The sequence below is a fragment of the Streptomyces sp. NPDC050619 genome (assembly GCF_040654815.1).
In the GTDB taxonomy this organism is placed as follows: domain Bacteria; phylum Actinomycetota; class Actinomycetes; order Streptomycetales; family Streptomycetaceae; genus Streptomyces.
In genome coordinates this window covers 14103-27029 of record NZ_JBFAIR010000015.1, presented here as the reverse complement: position 1 = coordinate 27029, position 12927 = coordinate 14103, and the positions used below count along the sequence as shown (strand labels likewise).

13 protein-coding genes are annotated in these 12927 nt (G+C 64.7%); 8 read left to right on the top strand and 5 right to left on the bottom strand.

Features of this window, described 5'->3' with window-relative positions; translation table 11 throughout:
- Positions 1-53: 53 nt before the first annotated feature.
- Complete coding sequence (locus AB0I77_RS24330) at positions 54-1394, top strand: hypothetical protein (protein ID WP_363284773.1); 1341 nt, start codon at positions 54-56, stop codon at positions 1392-1394.
- Here the strand turns inward: AB0I77_RS24330 and AB0I77_RS24325 are convergent.
- On the bottom strand, positions 1372-1905 hold the full coding sequence (locus AB0I77_RS24325) for an NUDIX hydrolase (RefSeq protein WP_363284772.1): 534 nt from the start codon (positions 1903-1905) through the stop codon (positions 1372-1374). The genes AB0I77_RS24330 and AB0I77_RS24325 overlap by 23 nt on opposite strands.
- 1265 nt (positions 1906-3170) lie before the next feature.
- Here AB0I77_RS24325 and AB0I77_RS24320 point away from each other — a divergent pair.
- The 5 genes from AB0I77_RS24320 (at position 3171) to AB0I77_RS24300 (ending at position 9660) form a co-directional block, all read left to right on the top strand.
- The gene (locus tag AB0I77_RS24320) at positions 3171-5702 is read left to right on the top strand and encodes an NB-ARC domain-containing protein (RefSeq protein WP_363284771.1); all 2532 of its coding nucleotides are present in this window, start codon (positions 3171-3173) and stop codon (positions 5700-5702) included.
- A gap of 465 nt (positions 5703-6167) precedes the next feature.
- Entirely contained in the window at positions 6168-7019 is an 852-nt protein-coding gene (locus AB0I77_RS24315; RefSeq protein ID WP_363284770.1) for an MBL fold metallo-hydrolase, read from the top strand.
- Positions 7020-7281: 262 nt separating this feature from the next.
- On the top strand, positions 7282-7569 hold the full coding sequence (locus tag AB0I77_RS24310) for a DUF3303 family protein (protein WP_363284769.1): 288 nt from the start codon (positions 7282-7284) through the stop codon (positions 7567-7569).
- Positions 7570-7809: 240 nt separating this feature from the next.
- Complete coding sequence (locus tag AB0I77_RS24305; RefSeq protein WP_363284768.1) at positions 7810-8796, top strand: ornithine cyclodeaminase family protein; 987 nt, start codon at positions 7810-7812, stop codon at positions 8794-8796.
- Positions 8797-8961: 165 nt separating this feature from the next.
- Complete coding sequence (locus AB0I77_RS24300; protein ID WP_363284767.1) at positions 8962-9660, top strand: DUF4232 domain-containing protein; 699 nt, start codon at positions 8962-8964, stop codon at positions 9658-9660.
- A gap of 38 nt (positions 9661-9698) precedes the next feature.
- Here AB0I77_RS24300 and AB0I77_RS24295 read toward each other — a convergent pair whose 3' ends face one another.
- Positions 9699-10007, bottom strand: a complete 309-nt coding sequence (locus AB0I77_RS24295) for a hypothetical protein (RefSeq protein WP_363284766.1) — start codon at positions 10005-10007, stop codon at positions 9699-9701.
- Positions 10007-10249, bottom strand: coding sequence for a hypothetical protein (locus AB0I77_RS24290; RefSeq protein ID WP_363284765.1), 243 nt, complete (start codon positions 10247-10249; stop codon positions 10007-10009). Before AB0I77_RS24290 ends, AB0I77_RS24295 begins: the two co-directional genes overlap by 1 nt.
- Positions 10250-10399: 150 nt before the next feature.
- On the opposite strand from AB0I77_RS24290, the gene AB0I77_RS24285 reads away from it, so the two are divergent.
- Both AB0I77_RS24285 and AB0I77_RS24280 read left to right on the top strand, forming a co-directional pair.
- Complete coding sequence (locus AB0I77_RS24285; RefSeq protein WP_363284764.1) at positions 10400-10651, top strand: winged helix-turn-helix domain-containing protein; 252 nt, start codon at positions 10400-10402, stop codon at positions 10649-10651.
- A 130-nt stretch (positions 10652-10781) separates the two neighbouring features.
- A complete protein-coding gene (locus tag AB0I77_RS24280; protein WP_363284950.1) occupies positions 10782-11210 on the top strand; it encodes a class I SAM-dependent methyltransferase in 429 nt (142 codons plus the stop codon).
- A 202-nt stretch (positions 11211-11412) separates the two neighbouring features.
- Here the strand turns inward: AB0I77_RS24280 and AB0I77_RS24275 are convergent, their stop codons facing one another.
- Together AB0I77_RS24275 and AB0I77_RS24270 are read right to left on the bottom strand one after the other, a co-directional pair.
- Positions 11413-12246 carry an MOSC N-terminal beta barrel domain-containing protein gene (locus AB0I77_RS24275; RefSeq protein WP_363284763.1) on the bottom strand — a complete coding sequence of 278 codons (834 nt, stop codon included), beginning with the start codon at positions 12244-12246 and terminating at the stop codon, positions 11413-11415.
- 88 nt (positions 12247-12334) lie between these two features.
- Complete coding sequence (locus AB0I77_RS24270) at positions 12335-12862, bottom strand: GtrA family protein (protein WP_363284762.1); 528 nt, start codon at positions 12860-12862, stop codon at positions 12335-12337.
- Positions 12863-12927: the final 65 nt, after the last annotated feature.

Here is a 12927-nt window from a genome sequence, read left to right as displayed (position 1 = left end):
GGAAGTAGGGAACCAGCGACGTTGCGTAGCCCTCGCAGTGTGGGAGCTTGCCGATGCCCGACCCGGACCGGCCGCAGGAACTGCCGGCAAGGCTGCTCACCGATCCCGAGATGATCGATGCGTGCCGGGTCCGGGACTTCGCCAGAGCCTTCCGGCTGGTGAAGGTCAGAGCGGGGATCTACCCGTCGATGATCGCCCGGCGTTGTGACCTGACGCCGAGCCGAGTGGGCGAAGTCATCGCAGGCCGACGCCACTTGCTGCACATGGACGTCATCGAGCGAATTTCAGACGGCTTGCGCATCCCAGGAGACATGCTCGGGCTTGCGCGCCGAGCGTGGGAGACGCCCCAGGCCCTGGTGGTCGACGAGCGCGAGGCGCCTCAGATACCGGAAGCCGAGCATCCTGCCCCCGCGTCTCTGCCAGGTCCCGATGTGGACAGCATCTTGGCACTGGCCACTCGAACGAGCCTGAACGCGGCGACGCTTGAAGCCTTCCGCTCCTCCATCGAGGACTACTGGCGACGAGACGACCAGCACCGTGGCGAAGCACTGCGGCCCGCCATCGTCGGCCAGCTCCGTTATGTCGTGGGGCTCCTGAAGGAGAGCCGACCGCCGTCGATCCAGAACGGCCTGTACGGCATCGCGGCCGAGCTGGCACGCCTGACAGGTTGGACCTACTTCGACGCCCGGCAGTACAACCAAGCCCGCGCGTACTTCACCGAGGCCCTGCAACTGGCGAAGGAGATCGACGACCGGCAGTTCATGGCCAACGTCCTCGCCTGCATGAGCTTGCAGGCGACCTACCAGGACAAGCCCGCGGACTCGTTGGCACTCGTGACCGCCGCCCAGGACCAGGCTCGGTCAGCACTCGGCAGCACGCCGCGCGTTATGTCGATGCTGGCCATGCGGGAAGCATTCGCCCATGCCACCCTCGGCAACCGTGATGACACGCACCGGGCGATCGGGGAAGCACACAGCCAATTCGAGCAGATCGGGGCGAGCGATCCGGACCCCTCATGGGTGACCTACTTCGATGAGCCGAAGCTCATCGTGGACACGGGCATCGCCCATGGCCGACTGGGCGAAGCGGCGACTGCCGAACCCTTGATCGCCGATGCCCTGCGGCGGGAGCACCACACGAACCAGCGAGGCCGCGCGTTTCACTCGTTCTGGCTGGCTCGTACGCAGCTTGACGAGGGCAAGCTTGACCAGGCGTGCCACACCGCCACGCAGGCCCTTGAGCCCGCGGCGGCGGTGGCCTCGGAGCGAGTGTCAGGGCAGCTCAGGGAGTTCTACGACCAGTTGGCCCCACACAGGCAGGAGCCCGTAGCCCTGGCCTTCGAGGCGCGGCTACGGGAACTCCTCCCGCCGGTCAGCGGATCGCTTCGTCCATGAGCAGGTAGAGCAGACCCACGAGTGACCCGCTGCTCACGATTTCGCGGCGGTCTATCATCCCGCGGATCTCTGAGAGTGGGATCCACTCGATGCGGTCGGATTCGTTCTTCTCCGTGGGCGGCCCGGCGTAGGTAGCGCCGTCGATGCGGAAGACGTGGTGCTGGGAGTCGGTGATGCCGTTCGCCGGCTCGGCGTAGATCAGGGGCTTGATCGGGCCGGGGCGCCAGCCGGTCTCTTCCAGGACCTCGCGAGCAGCTGCTTCCTCCGGGGTCTCGCCGTCCTCGACCAGGCCCATGGGCAGTTCCCAGGCCCATGAGTCCGTGATGAAGCGGTGTCGCCACATCATCAGGACCTCTTGGCGCTCGTTGACCACAGCGGCCACGGCCAGGTGCCGGAGGCGGACGACGTGGTACTCCCACCTGCGTCCATCAGGCTGCTGGACGTCGACCAGACACAGATTCACCCACTTGTTGGTGTAGATCTGTCGCTCACCGTGGGTCTTCCACTCCATACCTGCGGCCCCTCTCGATCGGTCTACAGGATCTCAGACCGATCTGGAGGAGGTAGCAAGTTCCCCTCTTTTAGCGTCACTTTGACGAGATCGCTGTGCAGGGCCACTCCCGACTAGGACCGAGTGTCGGGTGGACGAATCCCCTTACGACGGCCGGGGATTCCACCGAGACCTCAGCTTGGGAAGCTTAGGTTCTTTGCCTGGGCTGGCGCGCTGACCTGGGGCTATGGGCCCTGGCCCTATGGCGTGCCACCGGTTCGATACCCCAGTGTTCGCACGTGTTTCCCCGGTGGATCTGGCACGAGTCCGGCACGGACCGCTTGGTCCCGAACTGTCGGCTGGACACCATTGCGGCCCGGGACGCTGGTCGTGGGGATGGTGAGGGACTTTCTGCCGGTCGCCTGCGGCGGTTGCTGTACCTCACTGCAGTACAGCAACCGCCGGCGAGTATCTCTGAACTGCTGGTACAGCCGCATCTCCAACCTGCGGACGGCAGAACCCCTCCCGCTGTGTCTCCGTCCGTGCCCCCTCCGGCCGCTGTCGACCACTGGCGCGATGGCCAAGCAGTGACGCTGGTGTACGCCTGGTCATCTGTTCTCAACTTGGAGTCCGTATTGCTCTGCCCTGCTCTATCGTGATGCCCCAGGCGTCGACTAGGGGGTAGGGATGCTGAACGAGGCCTTGACAGCCGTGGCTGCGGCGGGAGGAACGGCCGTAGTGCAAGCGGCCGGAACAGACGTCTGGACGGTTATTCGAAGCCGGGTAGCGGCATTGCTGGGCCGCGACGACGCGGCTGAACAGACGGCACTGGCCCGATTGGATCGGACTCTCGTTGAAATCCAAGAGAGTCACCGGCCTGACGATGTCCAGCGAGCCCGACTCGTAGGGGTGTGGCGCACGCGATTCGAAGACTTTCTCGAAGACCTTCCTACCGAGGACCGGGAGAACGCAGCACAGGCACTACGAGACATCGCTGCACTGGGAGCTTTGGGTGAAAGTAACACGTCTGCTGGTGATCGAGGGCTGGCAGTTGGGGGAGACCTTCATGTGCAAGCTGAGCGAGGCTCAGTGGCCAGCGGCGTACTGAACGTGGAAGGCGGCTTGAGCCTTGCAAACCCTCCCTTTCCGGAGACGGGTCGGGGCTGACTGTTTCCGGTAACTCACAAGCCTCTCACATTGCGGCAGAAAATTCCGTGCTTGCGAGTAATGGTGGGCTCGCAGCCGGGTACATTGGCCAGTTGGTTGTGTCGCCACAGTCGCGAAAAGTGGAGAATGCGCCGATCTTGATTGGCAGTCCGCCCAGAGAGGCTGACTGTTTTCAGGAACGGAGCGCAAGCCGACAGCTAGCCCAGGCTTTTGAATCGGTAGACGCGGAACCAGAAGTAAGTTTACTGGTGGGAGCTGGCGGAGTAGGAAAAACGCAAATTGCCGCACGCTATGTTCGAAAGCGCTTAAGTGATCGATCAGTCGATGTGGTGGTCTGGACCTCAGCGAGCAGCAGGGAGTCAATACAGTCCTCCTACGCTAAGGCGATCAACGCGCTTACGGGGGCTGATGTCAGTGACACGGAAAGCGCTGCGGCCAACTTTCTATCCTGGACCCACACCACTGACCTGAAGTGGTTGGTGGTGCTGGACGACCTGTCCACACCGTCTGCATTGAGGGGACTTTGTCCGCCATTAGTTGGAAGTGGCGGGGTCTTGGTAACGACTCGCCGCAGAGATGCCGCACTCGCTGGTGCTCGATGGCGTCGCATATCCGTAGAAATTTTCGCTGCGTATGATTCCGTTAAGTACCTCACGGAAAAACTTTCGAATTTCGGGCTTCACGTAGATTCCCAAGAACTGGGAAACCTTGCAGAAGATCTCGATCATTTGCCCCTAGCGCTGGCTCAGTCAGCTGCATACCTGGTCGATTCCGGTATGGAGTGCTCCCGGTATAGAGAGTTGCTGGCGGATAGACGTAGTTCGCTGACAGAGTTGCTACCGGACGTGGAGAGCCTGCCTGACGATCACCACGATATCGTGACGGCCACTTGGTCACTGTCCATGGATCAAGCGAATTCACTTACGCCGCGTGGATCGGCTCGCCCAGTACTTGAGATCGCGGCGGTCCTCAATCCCAACGGCATCCCAAGGGGAATCTTTGCGACGGACGCTGTCGCGGAATATGTAGGGAGTTTCACGGACGAGAAGGTGCAACGGGCGCTATCTGAGGCTCATGTGAAGTCCGCTTTGCGTAACCTCCACCGACTAAGCCTGATCGACGACGATGCCGGAGCAGCGCCAGGCGCGGAAGTACGGATGCACGCGCTTGTACAACGGGCAGTCGTTGAGGGGCTGAGCGAAGAAGCCTACGAGCGTATTGTTCAGGCGGCCGCAGATGGCCTACTCGAGGCATGGCCGAATAGTCCGATTCAGTCGGACTATGTACGAGCCTTGAGGTGGAACGCGGAATTCATACGAGATAATTCCTTGCCTCAGTTGCTGTCCGATTATTCTCACGAGCTGCTCGACAGGCACGGAGAAAGTCTTATGACGGCTGGCTTGGCGTCAGCTGCGGTGGAACATTTCAGAATGGTGCGTCGTGCTGCCGAAGAGACTGATTCGGCCCGCTCCGATCTCACATTTCTGAGACTGTCCCTGGGTGATGCTCTCGAAGAATCGGGTCGTATCGCCGAGGCGTTGAAGGAATATCGGGATCTCCTTCGGGACGAGCTAGAGCGTGATGGTAGCGATCATGGATGGGTGCAACATATTCGGAGTTCCTTGGCTGATTGCCTGGGGCGCGCTGGTGATGCAAAAGGCTCAGTGCGCGCTTTTGAGGAGCTCTTGAGGGAGAGGATTCGGGTTCACGGTCCTGATCACGAACTGACTTTTGATACGCGCCGCCGCCTCGTAAGTGCGCGAAGTCATGCCGGCGACATCGCTGGAGCAATTGCCACCTGCCAGGAGTTGCTGGAAGACGAACTGCGGGTCAACGGACGGGATCACGCGGCTACCTGGCATACTCAAATTCATCTAGCAGAAGAGATTGGCGCTTCCGGGGATGTGACTGGTGCCATCGAAATCCTGGAAGCTATGCTGCGGCAGGTTTCTCGACGGCATGGAGAACATCACGAGCAAACCTTCTCAGTTCGTCATCACCTCGCGCAGTGGTACGCTGAATGTGAACGCTATAAGGAAGCAATTCAAACCATGCGGTCACTGTTGCAGGATGAGAAAGTGCATTTGGGAGAAACCCACCCAAGAGTTCTAGAACTCCAATGCCATCTCGCCGATTACGTAGGAGTCGCTGGCGATTTTAATCGTGCGCTGAAGATTAGCCAAGATGTCTACGATAAGCATCTATCGGAGCGAGGTCCTGAGCACCCGGAGACGCTGGATTCCAGGGGAATGGTGGCGCATTGGAAGGGCCGATCAGGCAAGAAGGGCGAGGCTGTTCGTGAGTACAGCCAACTCCTCAAAGACTGTGAGGGCATCCTGGGGCCTGATCACCCTATGACCGTCAGGATGGTAATGCTCCTGGCTTCGGCATTGCGTAGCGCTGGTGATCTTCAGGGTGCTCTGATCGCCTACCAGCGGCTTACCTCTGATAGAGAGAGGATCCATGGATCCGGTGATCCAAGGACGCTGAAAGCTCGGGACTATCTTGCTTACCATTTGCTTTTTAGTGGCGATCGAGAGAGGGGTTTGGAAGAGTTTAAGCGACTGTACGTCGATCAAGCTCGCCACCTGGGGGAAGACCATCCAGACACACTTCATACACGCGAACACATTGAAGATCTTGAGAGTTAGCCCTGAGGTCGTTTGGTAGGGAGTGGCTCTGCTGGGACCGGGGCGGGGCGCATATTCAGCTATGGCGCGCAGCTTCAACCTGACGGCAGTTGTGACGGCAACGACGGCACACGCTCGCACGCGATCGCCAACCTAGACGATCGTGGTCAGTGGCTGTCGTCCCTGAGTAGGACACCCTGCCCGATCCTACGGATCAGAAGGTTGCAGGTTCGAATCCTGCCGAGTGCACACAGGTGAAAGGCCCCGGAGAGATCCGGGGCCTCTTGCGTTTCAGGGGCGTACAGCAGCGAAGTACAGCAACCGCGTCAACCGGTACCGCCCATGGCGTCGGACAGTTGGCCGACCGCGTACCCGTCGTCGCTCACCGAAGCCGACCCTCACGAGTTCTGCGTTTGACGACAGCCCGGCACGGGGCTGCACTGGATTCATGGACGCTGCGGCGACTCCGTCCTAGGGAGAGCAGCGATGACAACCATGCAGAGTTTCAACCTTCTACAGCCGTACAAGATCGCCGAGGAGACGTTCGTCATCCCGTGGGCCCTCGAGGCCCCGCCGGTCGGCCACTTCCCGATGAACTCGATGGTGATCCGGGGAACCGAACCGATCCTCGTGGACACCGGGGCGCCCGCAGTGCGCTCCCAGTGGCTGGAGGCGGCCTGGTCCGTCGTGGATCCCCTGGACGTACGGTGGATCTTCCTCACCCACGACGACCGCGACCACGCCGGCAACCTCCTGGCGGTCCTCGCGGAATGCCCGAACGCGACCCTGCTGACGACATGGTTCTCCCTCGGCCGCATGGCCGAGGAGTGGGAGACTCCCATCAACCGGTGCCGTTTCATGACCGACGGCGACACGATCGACGTCGGCGATCGCACCCTGGTCGCCAAGCGACCGCCCCTGTACGACAACCCCACAACCCGCGCCCTCTTCGACGCGAAGGCCAACGTCCTGTGGGCCGTGGACACCTTCGCCACGAACGTGCCGACCCCTACGCCCGAAATGGCGGCGCTGTCGCCAGACGAATTCCGCGACGGCCAGTTCTTCGGCGGAAGACTGGTCTCCCCCTGGGTCGCCCTGCTGGACGCCCAAAAGTTCGGGACGGTCGTCACCGCCTTCCAACATCTGAACGCCGAGGTCATCGCCGGCTGCCACTGCCCGGTCCTCCGCGGAGCCCAGATCCCCGAGGCCTACGACCTCCTCCGCCAGCTCCCCGGAATCCCACCGTGGGCAGAGTTCACCCAGACCGACCTGGACCAGTGGATGGCGGTTGCCGAGAGCTCAGTTCCGCCGGAGCAGCCGCGGCCGTCGGGGACGTGAGCGGCAGCGCCCTTTGTGACGTACTGGGAGACCTTGCAGTCGGCTTCGCGGGCGGGGCAGTGTCGAGCTGAGCGCAGCTCCATTTGCAGAAGGTGAGAGGCCCCGGAGAGTTTCGGGGCCTTTTGTCATCCCCTTTGGCGTCACGTAGAGCGTATGAAAGGTTGCGGACAGTGATCGGCGAGATGAAGCTGAGCGGGATGCACCGGATCCAAGCGAGCGCGGACGGAACCGCGCAGGTCGCGGTGCGCGAGGAGAGTGTGCGATGCGGATGATGATGAAGGCCCGCATGGACACCCAGATGTCGAATCAGGTGACGAAGGGCGGAGCGATGCCCGACTCGCTGAAGTCAGCCATCGAACAGCTGAAGCCGGAGGCCGCCTACTTCACCCCTGAGGGCGGGCGCTCCATGATTCTCGTATTCGACATGGAAGACAGCTCGCAGTTGCCCTCCATCGCCGATCCGTTCTTCCAGGAGATGGGCGCAGAGGTCACATTTGAGCCGGTCATGAACCTCGACGATCTGCAGAGGGGCCTTGCTGCCCTGAAGTAGCAGAGCTGACCTCAGCGCCCGCATGCTGAAGGCACTGTTTGATCGGGCTGATCGGGCTGGCCCCGGAGAGATCCGGGGCCTCTCGCGTTGGGGTTCGAGTTGTGTCGTCGGCGGCTGCCCGCGGAGCTTTCCGAACTCTCGGGAGGGCGGCGCGTCATGTCCGGGGCGACGAGGGTCGTGGGTGACGTTTTAGCCCAAGCGGTCTTTCATGGGTGGGCTGCCCGTGGGAGGTTGAGGCGGATGCTTGTTCTTGGACGCTCACAGGTCGAGGCTCTCCTCGACATTGACCGGCTGATCGACGCCTTGGCCCCGGCGATGGCGGACCTCAGCGCCGGCCTTGCCTCCGCGCCGAACCGCGTAGCCGCGCTGGTACCCGAACGGGAGGGCTTCCTGGCGGCCATGCCGGGCTATGTGCCGTCGGCGGGGACGCTGATGAGCAAGCTGGTCTCGCTCTTCCCGGACAACGCCGGGACACGGCTGCCGACCCACCAGGCGCTGATCGTCGTGTTCGATCCGGATACCGGCGAGCCGACGGCGTTGCTGGACGGTACGGCCATCACGGCGATGCGGACCGCGGCTTGTTCGGCGTTGTCCGCCCGGCTGCTCGCCCGCGAGGATGCGACGGTGCTGGCGGTCCTGGGCACCGGTGTGCAGGCCCGCTCGCATGCCCGCGCGATGTGCAGGGTCCGCCCGATCCGGCGGATTCGGGTGGCCGGACGGGATCCGGCGAAGGCGGCCGCCCTGGCCGGCGAACTGTCGTCCGAGCTGGAGGCCGAGGTCCGGGCGGTGTCCACCTACGCCGAGGCGCTGGACGGCGCGGACCTCGCCGCCGCGACCACCCACGCGCTCGAACCCGTCGTCCGCCGCCCCTGGTTGACACCAGGGGTGCATGTCACCTCGGTCGGGTTCAACCCCGCCGGCCGTGAGATCGATGACGCCACGATCGCCGAGGCGCTGGTGTGCGTGGAGTCGCGGCAGGCCGCGCTGGAGGCCTCCCCGGCGAGCAACGATCTGCTGTCGCCGATCCGGCGCGGCGTCATCACGGCTGAGCACATCCACGCCGAGTTGGGCGAAATCGTCGCGGGCAGCAGACCTGGACGCACCTCGCCGGATCAGATCACCCTCTACAAATCAGTCGGCGTGGCAGTACAGGACGCCGTCGCCGCGGCCCTGGTCCTCACCGCCGCCCGCGAACAGTCCGTCGGCGAGGACATCACGTTGCGATGACGCAGCGGTACCTGGGGCGAGTGGTGTCACAGGGGCGTGACAGCAGGGTCATGGACGTGAGACTGCACGAACCGGGCAGTCAGGAGTGGCCATCTTGGTGATCGTAAACGCGCGGTACCGATCACTTGGTGCCCCGCATCTGTCACCTTGGATGGGAGAACCGTAATGAACCGTCGCCTGCGTACCGCCCTCGCCGTCACCGCCGCGCTCAGCGCGGGCCTGCTGATGACCGCGTGCGGGGGCAGTGACACGTCGTCAGCGCCGGCTGACGCGACTGCCACCTCGGACTCCCCGGCGGCCTCCGGCCAGGAAAGCACGACCGGGCCCAGCGGCGGCGGGGGTGGGGACGAGAACGGCGCGAACGGTGATTCCGGCGCTTCGGATTCTTCCGACGGCTCGAACCCGGGAAGCACGACCGGTACGGGCGACAGCGGCGGCACGGCCGGAGACGGGGGCGGCGTCGGGCAGAGCTGCGGTTCCAACGACATCTCCTGGAGCGCGAGCTCCGAGACCCAGGCGGGCGGCTACTTCCTGATCAAGGCCAAGGCCAAGCCCGGCATCACCTGCTTCCTGCCCGCCTCGCTGCCGGTCGTGGCCTTCGGATCGGATGGCACGGAGGCCGGGCCCGCGGAGCAGTCCGTGGGTCAGCAGATCAAGCTGAGGGCTGGGGTCACCGCCTACACCGGTGTGCAGACGAAGACCACGAACACGAATGACGGCAAACAGTTCGACAGCCTCATCCTCTCCGTCTCCGGCGACGACCCGCACCCGGTGTCCGTGGACGTCGACGCGTACGTCGTCGACAAGCCGATCGTCACCAACTGGCACACGTCCCCCGCTGATGCCGTTCCCTTCTCGGGCTGAGGCTGCTCCACCCAGGTGGTCGGCGCCTCCCCCGACCGTCAGTTCAGCCGGCTCAGGCGTCGGCCGCGGCTCTCCGCGATACGGAGGGCGTCCCGGAGTGCCTCGGTCAGGCGCTCGGCGAGGAAGCGGAGGTCGCCGGGTGGGGTGTCGGGGAGCAAGGCGTGGGCGTGGGCGAGGAGTTGGGTGCCCATGTTGAGTTGGATCGACTCCGTGGTGTCCGCCAGGCGGGATACCGGGCCGTCGTTGGCGTCGGTGATCAGGTAGCTGGATTTGCCGTCCGGGCCGGACCAGGGGAGGAGGCGGGGCTCGTGAGGTGGGTGCTGTTGCGGATGCGGTTGCGGGTTCATCAGGCGGCCTCCAGCCCGTGGATCCAGTGTTCGTGGGCGGTGAGGTACGGGCGTACAGAGCGGGATGCGGTCGCGTCGAGGGGGGTGTCGAGGCCGTAGGGGCTGCGGGCGGTGGGGAGGGGGCGTACGGGGGTGATCGGGGGCGGGGTGTAGTGCGGTGGTCGTGCGGGGTGGCGGTGCCGGCCGTGCGGTTTCAGCAGCACGGTCACCCAGGTGGCGAGGCGGTGGATAAGGTCGGTCATGTCATCAGCTCCTAGTGGCTGGTGGCCGTGCCCCCGGACGGTTGCTCCCGTCGCGGGGGTCTTTCGTGCCTCACTCTAGCCCTAGTGACCTAGGCATACTAGGGGTGCCACCGCTCGCACTGGTGTCCTCTGCATGCGCATGGTGGTGCAGTGCAGTTCGTTCCCGACATCCCCCGCTGGCGCCAGGTCGCCGAAGTCATCCGCCGTCGTATCGAGGACGGGACGTATCCCCCACGGACTCGGGTGCCATCCGTCGTTCAGATCACAGCCGAGTTCGGAATCGCGGCGGCCACCGCACAGAAGGTGCTCCAGGGGCTGCGTAGGGAGGGGCTCACCTACACCGAACCCGGCCTCGGCTCGTTCGTCGCAGAGCGGTCCGAGACGCCCGCCGAAGAATCCTGACCGTCACAAACAGTCGTAACTACGCCGACCGTGAACCCGTGGGCCTCGCAGCCCCCATTGGGCAGATTCCGAGCGACGAGGGTCGATGCCTTGACCGAGGAGGAGCCCATGGCGCCGAGAGCGGACGGCAATCCCCTCAACCTCGGCGGCGTCCTGCGCGATCTCCTCGGCGAGGGCGGCGGCACCTGTCGGTGTCGACCTGTCCGCCGGGATGCTGCGGCATGCCCGGGGCCGCCTACCCGTCGCTCTGGCCGATGCCGAGCGGCTGCCGGTTCAGGACGGCTCCGTGCCGGCCGTCATCGCCATGATGGTCCACACCGACATGCCCGATTACCCCGTCGTACTGCGAGAGGTGGCCCGGGTATTGCGCCCCGGCGGGGTGTTCGTGCACGTCGGTGTTCACCCCTGCTTCTGCGGCGGCTTCGCCGAACGCGTCGATCCCGACGCGGTGGTGATACGCCCGGGCTACCTCGACGGTCACTGGACGAAGGCGTCCTGGACGGGCCAGGGGGCGTACGCGACAAGGTCGGCGCCACCCACCATCCGCTGCCTGAACTGATGCACGCGTTCCTCGATGCGGGCCTGACGTTCGAGAGGTTCGCGGAGGTCGGTGAGCCCACTCCGATCGTGCTGGCCGCCCGGGTACGGCGACAGCCGTCTTCCGTTCGTGCCTGACGGGGTCGAGGCGCTGGAGCGGTACCTGGCTGAGCCGACCTCTGGGCGGAACCGGCGGCGACTTTGACCTTCAAGCTGCTTGAAGGCTACGCCCCGGGCCAGACGGTCACGTCGTCGCCGACGGTCACCTTGCCCGGGCGCAGGACGGCGAACTTGGTGCCGAAGGTGACTCCGCCCTCGGGGGAACGGCGGTAGGTGGCGAGGGTGCGGAGGGGTTCTGGGCCCGTTTTCGTGCCGGAAGACTGGTCGACCGTGGTGACCACGCAGCGGATGGCCGGCTTGGCGTAACCCAGTTCCGTGGCGCCGATGGTGATGCGGTGGGCTTGGTCCTCGGTGTGGGGGTCGGGCCAGCCGGTGACCACGATGTTCGGGCGGAAGCGGTTCATCGGCAGGGGGTTCGCGCCGCGTTCGGTCAGCTTTCGGTTCAGTAGGTCCAGGCTGCTCAGGGAGAGGACGAGCAGGGCACTGCTGTCGGCGTAGGCGGAGGTGCCCGGGGTGCTGCCGTCGGTCACTCGGTCGTGTTCCGGTGGCACGCGGACGAGTCTGCTGGGTGTGCCGAGCGTGTCCGACAGCCATGCGGCCGCCGTGTCGCCCTGGTCGATCCCCTTGTACGGCGTCCCGAACAGGTCCACTTCCCGTCTGGCGCCGGTCGTGTCGACGTCGATGGTCATCGTGCCCGTGCCCGTGCCCATGCCCGAGTCCGGTGCGGTGAGCGTGAGTTGATCGCCGTCGGGGCTCATGTGCGGCCGGATCAGTGCGAGGCGTGGATCCTTGCGCTGTGTCCGGTACACACCCTCCCTGCTGACGACCATGAAGCTGCGGTCGTGTGCGAGGCCGGCGGGTGTCAGCATCGCTTCGCTCGGGGAGGTGCCGGCGCATCCCTTGATGGGGTAGTAGGTCAATTCGGCGACTGAGGTCATCTCATCTCTCCGGCTTCTCCTCTCGGACCGTCATCGCGGGTGCGAGGGCCAGTCAATGACATGGGCACGTTAGCCCGCACCTCACCCCTCATCCGGCGAACGCCTCAGCCCGCACGAACGGAACGTTCCACTCGCTCGACGTCCGCTGCTTCGTCGTCGTCGGCGCCGTCGCCACAACCTGCTTCTGGCCGCCGACCGAGAAGACGACCAGACGCAGGACCAGGAAGCGGCCGGCCCCGGCCAGGCCCGACGCGCCGAGGTAGACGATCTGCTCGGTGAGCATCCCGGGCGACGACTGCACCGCGTGCAGGATGAACACCGCCGCGCTGGTCACCACGTACGCGGCGGTGGCCGAGCCCGCGGACTGAAGGTGCTGGCGCCAGGCGGGGCGGCGGCCCGTGCCGAAGGTGAAGAGGGCGTGCAGTTCGGTGCAGAGGAGGGTCGACACGACGGTGATCACCGCGTTCGCGACCGCCCAGGGCATCGTCATGGCCACCAGCGGTACGGCGAGGCTGGACAGGACACCGATGCCGCCGCCGCAGACCACGAAGCGGACGAAGGAGGAGAGGGGACCCGGCGCCGTCGACTGCGGCTTCGAGGCGACCAGCGACTCCATGGCGTTTCCTTCCGGGCGACGGCTTCAATCCCTGAACCAGGGGGATCAGTTGACCCCTCCCGGGC